This is a genomic window from Chitinophaga sp. RAB17 (assembly GCF_052114225.1).
Taxonomy (GTDB): Bacteria; Bacteroidota; Bacteroidia; order Chitinophagales; family Chitinophagaceae; genus Chitinophaga.
On the sequence record NZ_JBFREI010000001.1, the window covers coordinates 1,225,167 to 1,243,395 of the forward strand.

25 protein-coding genes are annotated in these 18,229 nt (G+C 42.9%); all 25 read right to left on the minus strand.

The features are described 5' to 3' along the window. Positions 1-44: 44 nt before the first annotated feature. Entirely contained in the window at positions 45-491 is a 447-nt protein-coding gene (gene rplO, locus AB4Z08_RS04780) for a 50S ribosomal protein L15 (protein ID WP_133808658.1), read from the minus strand. A 120-nt stretch (positions 492-611) separates the two neighbouring features. Further along, the gene (gene rpmD, locus AB4Z08_RS04785; RefSeq protein ID WP_079470757.1) at positions 612-797 is read right to left on the minus strand and encodes a 50S ribosomal protein L30; all 186 of its coding nucleotides are present in this window, start codon (positions 795-797) and stop codon (positions 612-614) included. Between the two features lie 105 nt (positions 798-902). Then, complete coding sequence (rpsE, locus tag AB4Z08_RS04790) at positions 903-1,421, minus strand: 30S ribosomal protein S5 (RefSeq protein WP_133808656.1); 519 nt, start codon at positions 1,419-1,421, stop codon at positions 903-905. Positions 1,422-1,472: 51 nt separating this feature from the next. Then, positions 1,473-1,826 carry a 50S ribosomal protein L18 gene (gene rplR, locus AB4Z08_RS04795; RefSeq protein ID WP_133808655.1) on the minus strand — a complete coding sequence of 118 codons (354 nt, stop codon included), beginning with the start codon at positions 1,824-1,826 and terminating at the stop codon, positions 1,473-1,475. A 90-nt stretch (positions 1,827-1,916) separates the two neighbouring features. Next, positions 1,917-2,471: a 50S ribosomal protein L6 gene (gene rplF, locus AB4Z08_RS04800; protein ID WP_441572607.1), complete on the minus strand. Its 555-nt coding sequence runs from the start codon at positions 2,469-2,471 to the stop codon at positions 1,917-1,919. Positions 2,472-2,596: 125 nt separating this feature from the next. Beyond that, positions 2,597-2,995: a 30S ribosomal protein S8 gene (gene rpsH / locus AB4Z08_RS04805; protein WP_133808653.1), complete on the minus strand. Its 399-nt coding sequence runs from the start codon at positions 2,993-2,995 to the stop codon at positions 2,597-2,599. 137 nt (positions 2,996-3,132) lie between these two features. Then, complete coding sequence (rpsN, locus tag AB4Z08_RS04810; RefSeq protein ID WP_079470762.1) at positions 3,133-3,402, minus strand: 30S ribosomal protein S14; 270 nt, start codon at positions 3,400-3,402, stop codon at positions 3,133-3,135. Positions 3,403-3,422: 20 nt separating this feature from the next. Then, on the minus strand, positions 3,423-3,998 hold the full coding sequence (gene rplE / locus AB4Z08_RS04815; RefSeq protein ID WP_133808651.1) for a 50S ribosomal protein L5: 576 nt from the start codon (positions 3,996-3,998) through the stop codon (positions 3,423-3,425). Then, positions 3,998-4,336 carry a 50S ribosomal protein L24 gene (gene rplX, locus AB4Z08_RS04820; RefSeq protein WP_133808650.1) on the minus strand — a complete coding sequence of 113 codons (339 nt, stop codon included), beginning with the start codon at positions 4,334-4,336 and terminating at the stop codon, positions 3,998-4,000. The genes rplE and rplX overlap by 1 nt, the downstream gene beginning before the upstream one ends. Positions 4,337-4,495: 159 nt before the next feature. Beyond that, on the minus strand, positions 4,496-4,864 hold the full coding sequence (gene rplN, locus AB4Z08_RS04825; RefSeq protein WP_079470765.1) for a 50S ribosomal protein L14: 369 nt from the start codon (positions 4,862-4,864) through the stop codon (positions 4,496-4,498). 75 nt (positions 4,865-4,939) lie between these two features. Then, on the minus strand, positions 4,940-5,200 hold the full coding sequence (rpsQ, locus tag AB4Z08_RS04830) for a 30S ribosomal protein S17 (RefSeq protein ID WP_079470766.1): 261 nt from the start codon (positions 5,198-5,200) through the stop codon (positions 4,940-4,942). A 91-nt stretch (positions 5,201-5,291) separates the two neighbouring features. Then, positions 5,292-5,492 carry a 50S ribosomal protein L29 gene (rpmC, locus tag AB4Z08_RS04835; protein WP_079470767.1) on the minus strand — a complete coding sequence of 67 codons (201 nt, stop codon included), beginning with the start codon at positions 5,490-5,492 and terminating at the stop codon, positions 5,292-5,294. A gap of 69 nt (positions 5,493-5,561) precedes the next feature. Next, complete coding sequence (gene rplP / locus AB4Z08_RS04840; RefSeq protein WP_106527847.1) at positions 5,562-5,981, minus strand: 50S ribosomal protein L16; 420 nt, start codon at positions 5,979-5,981, stop codon at positions 5,562-5,564. Between the two features lie 55 nt (positions 5,982-6,036). Then, complete coding sequence (gene rpsC, locus AB4Z08_RS04845) at positions 6,037-6,828, minus strand: 30S ribosomal protein S3 (RefSeq protein ID WP_079470769.1); 792 nt, start codon at positions 6,826-6,828, stop codon at positions 6,037-6,039. Between the two features lie 63 nt (positions 6,829-6,891). After that, entirely contained in the window at positions 6,892-7,239 is a 348-nt protein-coding gene (gene rplV / locus AB4Z08_RS04850) for a 50S ribosomal protein L22 (protein WP_106527845.1), read from the minus strand. A gap of 98 nt (positions 7,240-7,337) precedes the next feature. After that, positions 7,338-7,604 (minus strand): 30S ribosomal protein S19, encoded by a 267-nt coding sequence (gene rpsS, locus AB4Z08_RS04855; protein WP_079470771.1) that lies wholly within the window; start codon positions 7,602-7,604, stop codon positions 7,338-7,340. A gap of 68 nt (positions 7,605-7,672) precedes the next feature. Next, the gene (gene rplB, locus AB4Z08_RS04860) at positions 7,673-8,506 is read right to left on the minus strand and encodes a 50S ribosomal protein L2 (protein WP_133808649.1); all 834 of its coding nucleotides are present in this window, start codon (positions 8,504-8,506) and stop codon (positions 7,673-7,675) included. 85 nt (positions 8,507-8,591) lie between these two features. Further along, on the minus strand, positions 8,592-8,891 hold the full coding sequence (gene rplW, locus AB4Z08_RS04865; RefSeq protein ID WP_133808648.1) for a 50S ribosomal protein L23: 300 nt from the start codon (positions 8,889-8,891) through the stop codon (positions 8,592-8,594). Positions 8,892-8,954: 63 nt separating this feature from the next. Next, positions 8,955-9,599: a 50S ribosomal protein L4 gene (gene rplD / locus AB4Z08_RS04870; protein ID WP_133808647.1), complete on the minus strand. Its 645-nt coding sequence runs from the start codon at positions 9,597-9,599 to the stop codon at positions 8,955-8,957. 1 nt (position 9,600) lies between these two features. Further along, positions 9,601-10,218, minus strand: coding sequence for a 50S ribosomal protein L3 (gene rplC / locus AB4Z08_RS04875; protein WP_133808646.1), 618 nt, complete (start codon positions 10,216-10,218; stop codon positions 9,601-9,603). 193 nt (positions 10,219-10,411) lie between these two features. After that, the gene (rpsJ, locus tag AB4Z08_RS04880) at positions 10,412-10,717 is read right to left on the minus strand and encodes a 30S ribosomal protein S10 (protein WP_012789286.1); all 306 of its coding nucleotides are present in this window, start codon (positions 10,715-10,717) and stop codon (positions 10,412-10,414) included. A 2,291-nt stretch (positions 10,718-13,008) separates the two neighbouring features. Then, the gene (locus AB4Z08_RS04885) at positions 13,009-13,623 is read right to left on the minus strand and encodes an outer membrane beta-barrel protein (protein ID WP_441572608.1); all 615 of its coding nucleotides are present in this window, start codon (positions 13,621-13,623) and stop codon (positions 13,009-13,011) included. 399 nt (positions 13,624-14,022) lie between these two features. Continuing rightward, positions 14,023-14,796: a polysaccharide deacetylase family protein gene (locus AB4Z08_RS04890; protein ID WP_441572609.1), complete on the minus strand. Its 774-nt coding sequence runs from the start codon at positions 14,794-14,796 to the stop codon at positions 14,023-14,025. A gap of 6 nt (positions 14,797-14,802) precedes the next feature. After that, positions 14,803-15,585, minus strand: coding sequence for a glycosyltransferase (locus tag AB4Z08_RS04895; protein ID WP_441572610.1), 783 nt, complete (start codon positions 15,583-15,585; stop codon positions 14,803-14,805). Positions 15,586-15,873: 288 nt separating this feature from the next. Next, positions 15,874-18,018 (minus strand): elongation factor G, encoded by a 2,145-nt coding sequence (fusA, locus tag AB4Z08_RS04900; protein ID WP_441572611.1) that lies wholly within the window; start codon positions 18,016-18,018, stop codon positions 15,874-15,876. Positions 18,019-18,229 lie beyond the last annotated feature (211 nt).

Sequence of the window (18,229 nt, forward strand, 5' to 3'; positions counted from 1 at the left end):
ATGAAAAGACGCACTACTCCGTAGGCGTCTCCTCAGTCAAAGTCTTATACCAGTTCTACTGATCCACCTGCTGTTTCGATGGCCTGTTTAGCTTTTTCGCTGATCGCGTTAACCTTAACAGTAACCTTGGTTTTGAGTTCTCCGTTAGCGAGAATCTTAACTTTAGCTGTTCTGTTAATCAGACCGTTCATGAACAGGTTTTCCAGATTAAACTCCTGGAGGCCATATTTCTCAACTAATTGATCCAGTTGGCCCAGGTTGAAGATTTTGTATTCTTCACGGTTATTGTTGATGAAACCGCGTTTAGGCATACGGCGTTGGATGGGCATCTGGCCACCTTCGAAGCCTCTTTTGCTGGAGTAACCAGCACGTTGCTGGATACCTTTGTTACCTTTTGTAGAGGTACCACCTTTACCGGAAGCCTCACCACGTCCCAGACGTTTTTCTTTATGTACAGCGCCTTGTGCAGGCTGTAATGAATGCAGATTCATATCTAATTGTTTTACTTGCGCGGAAATTAACCGCTCGCTTTATTCTAAAATAAAAATGGTAAAGTCACAAATGTAAAGGTAAGATTATCAAAAGACAATCCCACAGCAGTGTTACTTAAATTAAGCGTTAACTGTTTCTACCGTTACAAGGTGATTAACTTTACGGACCATTCCCAGGATCTGAGGAGTTGCTTCTACTTCAACAGTAGCGTGCATCTTAGTCAGGCCCAGTGCCTTCAAGGTCAATTTCTGCCTCTCAGGACGGTCTATACCACTTTTCACTTGAGTGATCTTAATCTTTGCCATAAACCCCTATCCGCCTAAGGCGGAGTAATTTAATTGTTAATGAATTATTTTCAAAATTTCCTCGGGGGAAAAATACCTCGGTCTCCGGAGAGAGGTGGGTATTAATTATCCGTTGAAAACTTTCTTCAGGGAAACGCCTCTGGTTTTAGCGATGCTGATAGGCTCGCGTAACATACCCAGTGCTTTGAAGGTAGCCTTCACCACGTTGTGTGGGTTAGCAGAACCTAAAGATTTAGCCAGAACGTCCGTTACACCAGCGCTTTCCAGCACTGCGCGCATAGAACCTCCAGCGATCACACCAGTACCATGAGCAGCTGGTTTGATCAAAACTTTGGCAGCGCCTTCTTTAGCAAACTGATCGTGAGGAATAGTGCCGTGCATAACAGGAACCTTGATCAGGTTCTTTTTTGCATCGTCTATACCTTTAGTGATAGCCTGCTGCACTTCTTTCGCTTTACCAAGACCATGACCTACAACACCGTTTTCGTTACCTACTACTACCAGTGCGGAGAAACTAAATGTACGACCGCCTTTAGTTGTTTTAGTAACACGGTTGATCGCCACCACTTTTTCTTTCAGCTCCAGATCACCAGCCTTTACTTTATTGAATGAATTCTTTGCCATTTTATTTTATAAGAATTACTTGTTCAGAATTATAAGATTCGGACTTCGTGATTAAAACTGAAGACCGCCTTCTCTTGCTCCGTCAGCTACGCTTTTCACGCGGCCATGATATAAATAACCACTTCTATCGAAGATGCAGGTGGTCAGACCCAGTGCCAGTGCTTTAACAGCCAGCGCTTTACCTACCAGTGCAGATTTTTCGATTTTAGTTCCTTGCTGGGCTTTGATGTCCTTATCACGGGAAGAAGCTGAAGCCAGGGTAGTGCCATTGGTATCATCTATCAATTGCACATAGATATCGCTGTTGCTGCGAAATACAGATAATCTTGGTGCTTGTGCAGTACCGGAGATTTTCTTACGGATGCGGTAGCGGATTTTCTGTCTCCTGTTAACTTTTGTGCTCATTTTGAGTTTTATTTTATTACCCCGATGCTGCCGGGATATCTGTTAAAATCAGCTAACCAGCTTTGTAAGCTGATTAGCCAATTAAAAATTTTATTTACCAGCTGATTTACCAGCTTTCTTACGTACCACTTCATCACTGTAGCGAACACCTTTACCTTTGTAAGGCTCTGGTTTACGCAGGCCACGGATTTTAGCAGCCACCTGACCCAGTAATTGATTATCGATACCTTCCAGCATGATCTTAGGGTTCTGACCTTTTTCAGTCAGGGTAGCTACCTTCAGTTCTTTAGGAATTTCGAAAATGATATTGTGAGAATAACCTAACGCGAGATCGAGTAACTGACCGTTGTTTGCGGCTTTATAACCAACACCCACCAGTTCCAGTTGTTTCTTGAAGCCATCAGTTACACCAGTAACCATGTTCGCCAGCAAAGCGCGGTATAAACCGTGGAGTGCTTTGTGACGGATCTGTTCAGTTGGGCGGATGATAGTCAGCACGCCTTCCTTCACTTCTATCTTCATATCCCTGTCGATGTTCCTTTTCAGTTCACCTTTTGGGCCCTTTACGGTTACTTCATTGGAGGGGGAAACAGAAACTGTAACACCGCTAGCCAACTTGATAGGACTTTTACCTATACGAGACATAACTTTAATTTAAAGTTGTTTGATATTTGTGTACCGGTTATCCGTGTTCAGCGCCGTATAGAGAGCTTAATTGTCAGATAACTTAAGTGAATGACTGGTTGTACAACAACCAATCATTCAATATATTAATATACGTAGCAAACTACTTCGCCACCTACGTTTTGAGCTTTTGCTTCTTTATCGGTCATTACACCTTTAGAAGTAGAGATGATCGCCACGCCTAAACCGTTCTTCACGCGCTTAAACTCTTCTGGTTTAGCGTACTGACGCAAACCTGGACGGCTAATGCGTTGTATTTCCTTGATAGCGGGCTCTTTAGAGATCGGATCGTACTTCAAAGCGATTTTGATAACGCCTTGTTTAGTATCTTCTTCGAATTTGTACTTCAGGATATAACCTTTGTCGTACAGAATTTCTGTAATACGTTTTTTCAGCTTGGAAGCCGGAATTTCCACAATCCTGTGGGTGGCCATTTGCGCGTTCCGGATACGTGTCAGGAAGTCTGCTATTGGATCAGTAACCATTGTTGAAATAGTTTGATAATGTTTACAATGCGATATCCAATCGTAATAAGATGGGAATCAAAATAACTTACATTCAGAGATTTACAGATCTGGCTATTTGTTCATGGAATAAATAACCAAATGCAGTCAATCTTTAATTACCAGCTGGCTTTTCTAACGCCAGGGATTTTACCTGCGAGTGCCAGGTCACGGAACATGTTCCTGCAAAGACCAAAGTGACGCATGTATCCTTTAGGACGACCGGTCAGCTGGCATCTGTTGTGCAGACGAACAGGAGAAGCATTTTTTGGAAGTTGGTCCAGTGCAGCGTAGTCACCGGCAGCTTTCAGGGCAGCACGCTTTTCAGCGAACTTTGCTACCATAGCTTCTCTTTTCCTTTGTCTGGCTTTTACGGATTCTTTTGCCATAATTATATTATCGTTTCGATTTACTGATTATCTTTTTTCATACCCTTGAACGGCATACCCATTTCTTTCAGGAGCTCGTAAGCTTCTTCATTGGTGTTTGCAGTTGTAACAAAAGTGATATCCATACCGGACATTTTCGTTACTTTATCGATATCGATTTCAGGGAAGATGATTTGTTCGGTGATACCCATAGTGTAGTTACCACGACCATCAAAAGCTTTTTCGTTCACACCTTTGAAGTCACGTACACGTGGGAGGGATACAGCGATCAAACGATCCAGGAAGTCATACATATTGGTAGCGCGTAAAGTTACACGTGCACCGATAGGCATGTTCTTTCTCAGTTTGAAGTTGGAGATATCCTTCTTAGACATAGTAGCGATAGCTTTCTGACCAGCGATGCGGGTCATTTCGTCTACTGCGATGTCTACCAGTTTCTTATCACCTACTGCACCATTGATACCCTGGTTCAGGCAAATTTTTACCAGGCGAGGAACCTGCATTACACTTTTGTAGTTGAATTTCTTCATCAGTGCAGATTTAACTTCCTCGTGGTATTTGGTCTGCAGTCTCGGAGTATATTTTGTGTTTGACATTATTTAATTTCCTCCCCTGATTTTTTAGCGATACGAATTAATTTACCGTTTTCTCTCTTCCTGTTAACTTTGGTTGGAGCACCAGTTTTGGCGTCCCACAGCATCACGTTGGAGATAGCAATAGGAGCTTCCTGCTTAACAATACCACCTTTGGTATTCTGAGCGGTAGGCTTTGTGTGCTTGGTAATAATGTTAACGCCTTCTACAAGAATGCGGGCTTTATCAGGCTGAACTTCCAGCACTTTACGCGCTTTGGTCCTGTCCTTGTCATCACCGGCAATTACCGCAACCAGGTCGCCCTTCTTAATGTTGAATTTAGGCTTAAATCTAGTTTTCATTACTTTGATTTATTTATAAACGCCAAGCGAAACAGTTGTTTCGCTTGATTAATGTTTTTTCTCGTTTTGCAAACGGGCTGCAAAGATAAGAAATATTTATGAATTTTGGGATTCAGGAAATTTATCTGAAAAATCCTGAATCCCTCAATCGATAATATCTTATAATACCTCAGGAGCGAGGGAGATAATTTTCATATAACCCTTGTCTCTCAACTCACGTGCAACCGGACCGAAAATACGGGTACCGCGAGGTTCGTCTGAGTTATTCAGCAGTACTACTGCGTTATCATCGAAACGGATATAAGAACCGTCTTTACGACGTAATTTGTTCTTAGTTCTTACGATTACAGCTTTAGTAACCATACCTTTCTTAACACCACCGCCTGGCATTGCATCCTTCACGGTTACTACAATCTTATCGCCTACGCCAGCGTAGTCCTGACCGGAGTTACCTAACACGCGGATGCAAAGTACTTCTTTGGCACCGCTGTTGTCAGCTACACTCAGTCTTGATTCTTGTTGTATCATCGAAATGAGATTTGATATTGTTTAGTCAGCGGCTGTAACCGGGATCGCCGGATACAGCTTGAAACAAATAAATAATTATTTTACTTTAGCGATTACTTCTACCAGTCTCCAGCACTTGTTCTTGCTCAAAGGACGAGTTTCCGCGATTTTCACGGTATCGCCAATGCTGCACTCGTTCTTATCGTCGTGTGCCATGAACTTGGTAGTTTTTTTCACGAATTTACCATAGATCGGGTGCTTTACCTTACGCTCCACCTTAACGGTGATGGTTTTATCCATTTTGTTGCTGGCAACCACACCAATCCTGGTTTTTCTTAATTTTCTTTCGGTCGTCATTGTTGAAAGTATTTAACCCTCCGTGAGGAGGTCATAAATTGTGTTATACTAATGCTATGTCAGCAGTCCCGGGGTCACCGGGACTGACGAATCAGAAGCCCAGTTGTCTTTTACGCAGTTCGGTGTTCATCCGAGCGATATCGCGTCTTACGGCGCGGATGCTCATTGGATTTTCGATTGGCGTAATTGCGTGACCAAAGGTCATTTTTTTCAAGCGGAGTTCTTCTGCAGAGATTTTCTCTTTCAGATCTTGTTCGCTCAGGCCTTTCAGTTCCAGCTTTTCTTTTGCCATTGTATTGAATTTGATTCGGTTAGCTGCCGGGGCAGGATTACCGGATTTTTAGTTATTGTGTACCTGTAATTAAGCTACGAAGTCGCGGCTGGTTACAAATTTTACTTTGATGGGCAGTTTCTGAGCTGCGAGTTCCATTGCTTCTTTTGCTACCTGTAAGGAAACGCCATCAGCTTCAAATAAAATTCTACCTGGCTTCACTACTGCTGCCCAATGGTCAGGAGCACCTTTACCTTTACCCATCCTCACTTCCAAAGGCTTAGCAGTGATAGGTTTGTCAGGGAATATGCGGATCCACACGTTACCTTCACGTTTCATGTGTCTTGTGAGTGCCACACGAGCAGCTTCGATCTGCCTGTCGGTGATCCACTTAGGTTCTAATGCTTTAAGACCGAAAGTACCAAAGGAGAGGGTAGCGCCTCTTTTAGCGTTCCCTTTGATGCGGCCTTTGTGCATCTTCCTGTGTTTCGTTCTTTTTGGCTGTAACATCGTCTATGTTGTTAATGTTAATAGTAATTGTTAATGTCTGCTCTACCGCCAGATACTATCTGCGGCCGCCGCCACGGTGTTCTCCACCGCCTCTTCTTTCGCCACCACCGCGGTTATCTCTACGTTCACCGTGATGTTCTCTGCGTTCACCACCATGACCAGTGCCACGATTATCGCCTTCTTTACCGGTTAAAACGTTCGGGTTAAGATCGCGTTTACCCAGTACTTCACCTTTACAGATCCATACTTTGATACCGATTTTACCATAAACCGTTAAAGCGAACAGGGAAGCGTAATCGATGTCCATACGGAAAGTATGTAAAGGCACGCGACCTTGTTTCATTTCTTCGGAACGGGCAATTTCAGCACCACCTAAACGGCCACTGATTTTAACCTTGATACCTTCTGCACCCATTCTCAGAGCAGTAGCAATTGCCATTTTGATAGCACGTTTGTAGTTGATACGGCTTTCAATTTGTTTTGCAATTGTTTCAGCAACGATGTTAGCATCCATTTCGGGACGACGGATTTCGAGGATGTTGATCTGAACATCTTCTTTACCTGTCAGCTTCTTCAGTTCTTCCTTGATGCGATCAACTTCGTTACCGCCTTTACCAATGATGATACCAGGCTTAGAAGTATGAACAGTGATGATTAACTTACCTAAAGTTCTTTCGATCACAACTCTTGAAATACCGCCTTTGTTGATACGGGCATTCAGATAAGTTCTGATCTTGTTATCTTCGATCAGTTTAACAGCAAAGTCTTTTTTGCTGCCATACCAATTAGAGTCCCATCCTCTGATGATACCTAACCTGTTACCAATAGGATTTGTTTTCTGACCCATGTTCTGGTTATTTGTCTATTAGTTTAATAGTTTTGTTTCTATCTCGTTTCCGATGTGCACTAATTACTGTGCTTTACCGTCAACTACAATCGTTACGTGGTTACTTCTCTTGCGGATACGGTAACCCCTTCCCTGTGGAGCTGGACGCATTCTTTTCAGTGTGCGGCCACCATCAACAAAAACGGTTTTTACGATCAGGTTAGCATCTTCTACCCTTGCACCTTCGTTTTTAACTTTCCAGTTAGCGATAGCGGATACCAGCAGTTTTTCTAAAGGTACGCTCGGGTGTTTCGGATGGAATTTCAAAATATTCAAAGCCTTTTCTACATCCAGACCGCGGATTAAGTCTGCCAGCAAACGCATTTTGCGGGGAGATGTAGGATTATTATTCAGCTTAGCTACTGCTTCCATTGTAATTAATTTCTTTTATTATTAAGTGTCTGATGCCTGATGTTTGATGTTATCGGTTTGAAACTGAATACTTCAAACCTCAAACCTCAGACTATAATTTACATTTTCTTGTTAACGTGTCCTCTGAAGTTACGTGTAGGAGCAAATTCGCCCAGTTTATGACCAACCATGAATTCTGTTACATAAACAGGAATAAATTTGTTGCCATTGTGTACTGCGAACGTGTGACCAACGAAATCAGGTGTGATAGTAGAACGACGGCTCCAGGTCTTGATAACAGAACGCTTGGTACCGGTATTCATCTTCTCAACTTTTGTTTCTAATTTCAGGTCTACGTAAGGACCTTTTTTTATGGAACGAGCCATGTCTTACTGATTTATGATTTTTCAAACCCGAGATCCGGTACTGCTACCGGAGCCCGAATTCCGAAATATTATAATTTTTTACCGTTTTTTCTGCTAATGATCAGCTTATCAGAACTCTTATGCGGTTTTCTGGTTTTCAGACCTTTCGCATATTTACCAGTTCTTGATCTTGGATGGCCTCCGGAAGATTTACCTTCACCACCACCCATTGGGTGATCCACAGGGTTCATAGCCACACCACGGTTGCGGGGGCGGATACCTCTCCAACGGTTAGCACCTGCTTTACCGATGGATTGCAGAGCGTGGTCGGAGTTAGAAACAGTACCTACGGTTGCTTTACAAGTATTTAATACTTTGCGGAGCTCACCGGAAGGCATTTTCAGTACGGCATACTTTTCTTCCTTGTTGGATAACTGAGCATAAGCGCCGGCGCTTCTTGCGATCGCACCACCTTTACCAGGCTGCAGCTCAATGTTGTGTACTACAGTACCCAGTGGCATATTTTTCAATGGTAAAGCGTTACCTACTTCCGGAGCTACGTCAGCGCCGCTGATAACGGTACCGCCAACTTGTAAGCCCTGTGGAGCAATGATATAACGTTTTTCACCATCAGCATAGTTTACCAGTGCGATGAATGCGCTACGGTTAGGATCATATTCGATCGTTTTAACTGTAGCAGGTACATTCTCTTTATCACGTTTGAAATCAATTACACGGTATTGTTTCTTGTGACCACCACCTATGTAGCGCATGGACATTCTTCCTTGCGCATTTCTACCGCCGGTTCTTTTGATCGGTTCCAGCAGGCTTTTCTCAGGGGTATCCGATGTCAGCTCAGCGTAAGCGTTGCCTATTTTCCAGCGGGTACCGGCCGTCATTGGTTTGAACTTCTTCAGTGCCATTACTTCCTAAAAAGTTAAATGTTATTAAATATAAATCGTGATCTGTATATACATCCACATCCCGGCTGTTCAGGCCGGAACGGCACTACATGTTAGCATACAGATCTATAGTTTCACCAGTTGCAACGGTAATGATCGCCTTTTTGTAAGACGGTTTTTTACCTGCGATGAAACCGGCTTTAGTAAAGCGGAATTTAGCTTTACCTGGCATTACTGCAGTGTTTACATCTGCTACGGTTACACCGTAAAATTCTTCTACTGCTTTTTTGATCTCCAGTTTGTTGGCTTTTTTGTCAACGATGAAGTAGTAGCGGTTGAATTTTTCGGTTGCTTTATTAACCTTTTCGGATACCACCGGTTTGATTAAAACGTCAGAAAGTTTCATTTTCTTTATAGCATTTAGCTGTTGGCGTTGGCCGCGAGCTGTTATTTAATTGGTTTTGACATCCTAAGCTTCAGCTTCTGCAGGCTCTTCTGTGAAGATTTTAGCAGCGCTTTCTGTGAAAACGATGTAATTGCTGTTCATGATGTCGTAAGTGTTTACGTCGCTCAGTACAGTACCGTCTACAGTAGGGATGTTTCTCAAAGACAGATAAACATTGTCATTGTATTCAGGCGTGATGAACATAGTCTTTCTGCCTTCAACGTTGATGTTCAGGTTCTTCAGGAATCCAACGAATTGTTTTGTTTTAGGTGTTTCGAGCTGCAGATCTTCAACAATGATGATGCTGTTTTCTTTAGCTTTTACTGACAGGGCGGAGATCTTAGCGAGATCTTTCACTTTTCTGTTCAGTTTAAAACCCCAACCGTGCGGTTTTGGTCCAAAGATGGTACCACCACCTTTATACAATGGGTTACGGATGTTACCTTTACGGGCACCACCAGTACCTTTCTGTTTGTGCAGTTTGCGGGAAGCACCTTGTACTTCAGCTCTGGTTTTTACCTTGTGGGTACCCTGACGCTGAGCAGCGAGGTATTGTTTAACAGCCAGGTAGATGACGTGGTTGTTAGGTTCAACACCAAAGATCTCCTCTGGAAGTTCAATTGACCTTCCGGTTTTCTTACCTTCTATATTTAAAATATCGATTTGCATGTTACTTCTGGATTAAAACGATTGAACCAATGTGGCCGGGAACGGAACCACTTACCAGGATATAATTCTTTTCAGGGAATATTTTCACGATCTTCAGACCTTTCACTTTTATTCTTTCGTTACCTGTCTGGCCGGCCATACGCATACCCTTGAAAACGCGGGAAGGATAAGATGATCCACCAACAGAACCAGGAGCTCTGCTTCTATCGTGCTGACCGTGGGTAGCTTCACCCACACCGCTGAATCCGTGGCGTTTTACAACACCCTGGAAACCTTTACCTTTGGAAGTGCCTACAACGTCAATTGATTCACCTTCTGCGAAGATTTCGCATGTGATAGATTCACCGAGGGCTTTCTGTACGTCCGGGTTGCGGAGTTCTTTTACAAAACGTTTGGGAGAGGTGCTTGCTTTCGCGAAGTGATTGCTTTCTGCTTTTGTGGTGTGCTTTTCTTTCTTCTCACCGAAAGAAACCTGAATTGCATTGTAACCATCTGTTTCCAGGGTTTTTACCTGGGTTACAACGTTGGGACCCGCTTCGATAATGGTAACAGCAGTTTGCTTACCATTAGCTTCGAAGATGCTGGTCATACCAATCTTTTTGCCAATAATACCTTTCATTTTTTATATGATTTTACCCAGCGCCTGGGGGATTTCGTGCTATCCCCAGGATGGGCGGTTTAAATACATTTATTGGGCGGCCGCCCAGAAGGCGCGACCTATGTTTGCTTGTTAAAATTGTTACCTTGCTGATAATCAGCGAGGTAACCATAAATCAATAAAAGGCCGGCCTTTCGCCCGCCTTGCTGTTGTCCTATGCTTTAATTTCAACTTCCACTCCGGAAGGCAGATCGAGCTTACTCAGCGCGTCTACAGTTCTGGAAGAAGACGTGTAAATATCCAGTAAACGTTTGTGTGTACACAGTTGGAACTGCTCGCGCGCTTTCTTATTAACGTGCGGAGAACGTAATACTGTAAATATTTTCTTCTCGGTAGGTAAAGGAATTGGACCTGTTACCACGGCACCCGTGTTACGCACGGTTTTAACGATCTTCTCAGCAGACTTGTCTACCAGGTTATGATCGTAGGACTTCAGCTTGATTCTTATTCTCTGAGACATATGCAATGAACTTCTTCTTGTTTTTTCCCAATACAATTTGGGAGGGCAAAGGTAACCCGTTTTTTCTATTTGGCAAATAAATCTCAGGAAAAAATAAAAGATCCCGGGCAAAAGGCTAGCTCCGGCGGCAGTTGGAAGGGGGTGAAAACAAAATTATCGGGCAATAAGGCTTCAGAAAACATTCATTGTGTGTGTGTTAAGCCTTAAGGTAACTTCACATGCTCGTTTTGACAAATATAGGAAAACAAATTTCAAAACCAAAAAAAGGCAAATTTCTTTATAACTTTTTTCGGGGAGACAGGTAAAACCGGTTTTACCAGGGTAAAATCAATGGCAGGAGGACAGTTACTGCACAATATCCATTGGAAGATTTCAGGGCGCTCCCATAACAGAGAGGGCATAAACTGAAGGAAGAAGGATGCGGAAGGACTGCCAACTTTCTTCAGGTCCGGACTTTTATTGACCCCAAAGACATTGAATGATATCTTCCGGCTCAGGTGGCATAGTGAAGACCCATACTCAACACAAAGGGCTGTTCCTGCTTACCGGAACAGCCCTTTGCTGAATAATTAAAGTGGTTTGAGTACACCTATGGTCGGGCGACCATCCGATTAAAGCGGTAAGCCACCGCCTAAACCACCCAATAATGATTGAATTAATCCTAAGATTAATGCCAGCAGTTGATTTAGTAAATCCATGGGAAAAGGTTTTTATAAGATATTGCCTACTCTATTGTCTGGTTTTCGGCATTCCCCAGTTGTTATTCAGTTAACAGAATTAAAAGCTATCATTCAATATGCAGCCGTTCATCTTGTTCATTCCAACAACAGTCCCCTCTCCTGTTCATTCAGCTATCACTGCCAATTTCCGGGGAATCTGCGGGTAAAAAAGAGGCTGTTCGTGGTGAACAGCCTCGGATAATGTTTGTAAGGAAATAGCATAACTAAATACGAAATAATCCCTTACAGGAAATCTGCTTACAGACCGCCCAGCAGAGATTTCAGCAGGCCAAGAATTAACGCCAGCAATTGATTCACTAAATCCATGGGAAAAGGTTTTTATAAGATATTGCCTACTCTATTGTCTGGTTTTCGGCATTCCCAGTTGTTATTCAGTTAACAGGACTAAAATTAAAAGCTATCATTCAATATGCAGTCGTTCATTTTGTTCATTCCGGCAACATTTAATCATGCTGTTCATTCAGCCACCACAGCCGTTTAACGAGGAACATGCACACAAAAAAAAGGCTGTTCAGGGTATGAACAGCCAAAAGGATGATGAGTGTAAGGGAAATAGCATAACTTAAGTACGAAATGAATCCCTTACCAAAAGGAAATCTTCTTACAGACCTCCCAGCAGAGATTTCAGCAATGCAACGATAGTCGCCAGCAATTGAGTCAGTAAATCCATAAGATAGTTTTTACTACGGGTGATACCTACTCTCTTGATTTGGTTTTCGGCAATCCCAGGGCACCTACTTTTTTAAGTGCATGTCGAAATTAAAATCTATTCACTTAAATCCGTTCGTTCATTTTGTTCAGTTCGGAATCCTAATTTCGAATTGTTCAATCCCATTCCAGTGAGGGTTCCTTTAAACCAAAGAGAGCTTTGGCATACCACCAAAGCTCTCTTTACTAAAATAGATTGTAAAATACGCTAATACTTTTGACGAGTGTTTCGTGGGCTACCAACAACAGCACCTTATCAGGTTTACATCAATGGCCACAGAAAGCATTATAAAATACCAACCAGACCACTACAATGGATCGTCTGAAAGTTACCGCAAGGGGTAGCCGCTTGTGCTACTACACAATCAGATACCTCCGAGGGCAGATACCAGCAATGCCAGTAACCCTGTCAGGAATGTGTTTAATGCATCAAGGATCATAAGGCGATGATTTTTTGGATGATGTTTTTTGGCCTACTCTCTTATATGGTTTTCGGCAATCCCATTAGGAAATATCCTTGTGTAACAATGTAGAAAACTACAGTGCACCTGCTACGGTGTGCAAAAACTTAAGCACAGCCTGAAGAATAGTGTTCAACATACCGGAGTATTTTTGGACGTAACGCTTACTCTATCCTGGGTTTTCAGCAATCCCCTGTCTGTGTTTATGCAGATAAGCTACTAAAATAACCTGTTCCTGCTGAAAAGCCTCCATTCAATTAGTTCATTCCGGGTTTCCGTATTCATTTTATTCAGCGCCTGCTTATCCGGTTAGGAACACTAATGAAAATGGTTACGGCCGCAAAAAATGCAGCCGTAACCATTGGTAAGTTGATATGTAAATTTATTTACCTCTTTCTTCTTTATAGATCGCTTTAGCTTTGGCTGATGGCAGATAGATCTGGAAACCTATGCCCAAACTAAGCCTGTTTGCGGTAGTTGAATTACCTCCACCCACAGTAAGATCATATTTAAACAATCCTTCCAAACCAATGTTGGGAGTAATAAAATAGGAAATGCCGGGGCCTATACCCACGTTAAAACCATTGGTAGAAGCACCACTTGCCGGATTTTGACCAGCAAAACCTGCATTTGCCTCCAGGAAGAAACGGGTTCTTTTGGAGAACTCCAGTTTTCTAACATTTTTATCTTCCACAAAATAACGTGCAAAAGCTCCTACACCGTAGCTTGTATTGGAAGCCCTGGTGTCAGTCGTTTTATTCTTTGTGGTGTTTGCTCCAAAATTAACATAACCACCAATAGCCAGACCGTCTTTGATAAACCAACCAACTTTTGGAGAAAGATTAAAATTAAAAGCAGTGCTTTCCTTTTGGAAAACAACATTAAGATTGGTAAGATCCGCACCAACCATAATATTTCCTTTCTGAATTTGAGCGTTAGCAGCAGAACCAAACAATACAGCTGAAAGTGCAAGGGTTAAGAGACGAATTCTTTTCATAGTCTGATTTTTAGTTTTAACAATTTAACATGTTGAATGAATAAGAAACTTCCAGGCAAATACTTCCATTTGCAACTGAGCTGTCGATAGCAGCCATCAAAAAAATAAAAGGCAGGGGGGATAATGGGGACGTAGTCTTGATTTTCGTTAAACAAACATCACACGACAATAGATTCTTGTCTATTACAAAACTACTGAAAATGAATATAATAAGAGTCTAATCTTATAAAAAAATCTTAAAAAAATTCTTGCCGCACAGTTCGAAAATTCCCTCAACATGACTACTTATCCTTATTCATTATTACTATAACATTTATAAGTTAAATGTTGTTGCATAAAAAACAGGTTCTTTCACGTCCGGGAAATCCGGTCGTGAACGTTATCAGCTGTAAAACAATACTAGCGGGATTTTAGCAGATCAGCGTGTGTACAGAAAGTTCCCTGTTTTTGTAAAAAATTTAGGAATCCGTCCATTTTACGTTGCATTTTTTCGCCGGAAATACGCCTGATATAAGCAGGTAATGTATAAGCATTAATATCTATCAGTTCCCAGGGATGGAAATAAAAAGAGAGATAATTATCTTTCTTTAATACTCTTCTGCTGAAATGCCGGGTTATCCACAGGGGCATATTTTTAACACTCAGCCAGAATATGGGATATCTTATGAGGGGAGATACCGAAGATGGGATGATCCAGGTATCCTTTTCTTTAAAAACAGTTCTTGGCAGATGCCAGTTATTGTACCTGCCGGGAAGCCATGTAGGGTTCACAGAGGCATCATACAGGTAGCCGGCGGCCTTTAGGGCCTCCATATTCACTTTCCGCAAACGGGGCATCCTAAAGCCTTGTATATGCTGTCCGCTGATCTCCTGCAAGGCCAATCTGGAGCCTTCCAGATCGGCCTCTGCAAATGAGCTGTGATAATATGCGTGGGAGGCTATTTCATGCTTTGCCGCCATCTGCCGGATTAATTCGGGGTAATGCTGCGCCCAGTAGGCAGTCACGAAAAAGGTAGCGCGTACGTTATATTTATCAAATAGTGCCAGTGTAGCCTGCAGTCCACTTCTGGAAACTTCCAGCTTCTCCTGTAATGATACCTGTTGACCGAATTCTTCGGGGATATCAAATTCTTCCACATCTACACTGATCAGTATCCTGTTCGTTTGTTCCATAAAAAACTAAGCGGCTTTAGAGCCGATGATGATCTTGCAATAATTCATCATCTCCTTCATCAATAGTTTGAAACGGAAAGATGAGAACTGTATGCCGGGACGGCAAGATACTGCAACTGCACCAATTTTAACATGTGGGCGGCGGCCTGCATGATATAGAAATTCGCTATCATACAAAAAGCCATCTATACGGGTTTTCAACAGTATGTTTCTACCATACGCATTAAAGCCTTTGAGGCCAGCCTGGGCATCTTCTACCTTCAGGTCCAGCACTATCCTGTTTAAAAACCGGCTGATACGGGTAATTGTACGGCGCTTACGGGGTAACGCGCGAAGATAGGCAGCCCCTCTCTCCCCTGCCACAACATCCAGTCCCTGTTGCAGACGGTCATAGGCTTCCTTCACGGCATATATGCCAAAGGGGAAATCCAGGTCAGTATACACCTGGTAAGCATGCTGAGAACGTTTTACACCCTCTCTTACTGCATATCCTTTACCACGGTTGCGGGTATAGCTAACAATGATAATATCAGGAATGGCAGCTTCGAGCCAGGCTATATGTTGTGCAGTGAAATTTCGCTCAGAACCATCATTCACAAGAATCAACTGAACAGGCACTTTTCCCATGATCGTTGTCACCTCGTGATAGTGCCTGATAAGTGATTCCACCCAGGGGCCCGAAGGGTTCCAACAGGGCAGAATCAGGTCAAGGCCAGGAGTAAGCGTTACCATTTCTCCCGATGTCGAAATTACAGTTGTAGGAGGTGCTTGCAATAACTCTATTGACATAAATTTCAAGGCTATCTGTAAAAAATATAGGTTGAATGGATGAGATTCAATACAATGACGCCAAAAGAAGAGCCTCCCCCTATCATGAGGTATAAAAAATAAAAAAGGTCCTGTAGAACAGGACCCTGGCAGTTAGCAAAAAGTAAATTGCAGTTGTAGGTTATTTCAACGTAAAATATCGAATATTCTTTTCATGGCAATAGCATGTTCATGTCAGTTGCCGGCAAAAAAGCAGAAAGGTTGTCCCGCTTTGGCAGGACAACCTTTCCGATATAAAAGAAGCTATGATTAAGCGTTTACTTTGCCTTTCACTTTAGCTACCACTTCTTCAGCTACGTTGTTTGGAGCTGGTGCATAGTGGGAGAATTCCATGATAGAGCTTGCGCGACCGGAAGACAGGGAACGCAGCTGAGTTACGTAACCGAACATTTCGCTCAACGGAACTTTAGCTTTAATTACCTGAACACCGTTTTTGGAGTCCATACCTTCCAGCATACCACGACGACGGTTCAGATCACCTGTAACATCACCCATGTATTGGTCTGGAGTCAGTACTTCTACTTTCATGATTGGCTCCAGCAATACTGGTTTAGCTTTGCGGGCAGCTTCACGGAAAGCGGATTTAGCGCACAATTCGAATGACATCGCATCAGAATCCACCTGGTGGTAAGAACCGTCAAACAGACGTACTCTCAGATTCACCAGCGGGAAGTTTGCGAGAACACCCTGGTTGAGGGACTGTTCAAAACCTTTCTGTACTGCAGGGATGAATTCTTTAGGGATGGAACCACCAAAGATATCATTTACGAACTGGAAGGATTTGCCTTCGTTTTCTTTCAACCATTCTGCGTCTGCAGGTCCGATTTCGATCTGGATATCCGCGAATTTACCACGACCACCAGTTTGTTTCTTGAATACCTCACGGTGTTCAACTTTGGTAGTCAGTGCTTCTTTGTAAGCAACTTGCGGAGCACCCTGGTTAACTTCTACCTTGAACTCGCGACGCATACGGTCAACGATGATTTCGAGGTGAAGCTCACCCATACCACTCAAAATGGTTTGGCCGGTTTCTTCGTCAGTTTTAGCTCTCAGGGTAGGATCTTCTTCTACCAGTTTAGAGATAGCCAGACCCATTTTATCAACGTCTGCCTGAGTTTTAGGCTCAATGGCGATGTGGATAACTGGTTCAGGGAATGTCATTGATTCCAGGATAATCGGTGCTTTTTCATCGCACAGGGTATCACCGGTTTTGATATCTTTAAAACCAACAGCAGCACCGATATCACCAGCTTCGATGAAATCGATAGGATTCTGCTTGTTAGCATGCATCTGCATGATACGGCTGATACGCTCGTTTTTACCGGTACGGGTGTTCAGTACATAAGAACCCGCATCCAGGTGACCGGAATAAACCCGGAAGAACGCCAGACGACCTACGAAAGGATCGGTTGCAATTTTGAATGCCAGTGCAGACAATGGTGCTTTTGCATCTGGTTTACGCTCGATTTCTTCACCGGTGTCAGGGTTGGTACCTTTTACCGCTTCAACGTCCATTGGAGAAGGCAGGTAACGGCAAACCGCATCCAGCATCTTCTGTACACCTTTGTTTTTGAAGGAAGAACCGCACATCATCGGGATGATAGCGATATCGATAGTAGCTTTACGGATTGCTTCGTGGATTTCGTCTTCAGAGATTGAATTAGGATCTTCGAAGAATTTCTCCATCAGGGTATCATCGTATTCAGCAACTGCTTCTACGAGTTTAGCTCTCCACTCTTCTGCTTCAGCCTGCATATCTTCCGGAATAGGAATTTCCTGGTAAGTAGCACCTTTTCCTTCTTCATCCCAGATAATACCTTTCATGGTAATCAGGTCCACAACACCCTTAAAGGAGTCTTCTGCACCGATTGGCAAAGTCAAAGGAACGGGGTTAGCACCCAGCATTTCTTTCACCTGCTTAACCACATTCAGGAAGTCAGCTCCTGAACGGTCCATTTTATTTACGAAACCGATACGTGGTACACGGTAGCGGTTAGCCTGACGCCAAACGGTTTCAGACTGAGGTTCAACACCGGATACAGCGCAGAACAATGCCACCAGACCATCCAGTACACGCAGGGAACGCTCTACCTCAACAGTAAAGTCCACGTGACCCGGGGTATCGATGATATTGAATTTATATTGTTTGGTATCAGGTTGGGCTTTACCTTGTAAGGTTGGAAAATTCCAGAAACAAGTGGTTGCCGCAGATGTGATGGTAATACCTCTCTCCTGCTCCTGTGCCATCCAGTCCATTGTAGCAGCGCCCTCGTGCACTTCTCCAATTTTGTGGGATTTACCTGTATAATACAGGATACGTTCTGTGGTAGTGGTTTTACCCGCATCGATGTGCGCCGCAATACCAAAGTTCCTTTGAAATTTTAAGTCTGCCATAATATTAAAGTGACTAAATAATGCAATTTGGGGGGCAAAGGTAACTTATTTTTGACAATAAATAAAACGACCAGCTTTTCCAAATTGTTATTTCTTTTTAACAAGCGCGGGCATTCTGTCACATTAAAATTGTCTTAAATAAGTATAAGACCGAAAACCAGTTTTTAGTTGGGATCTACCATTTTTTTATCAAATACAACCAAAAGTTAAA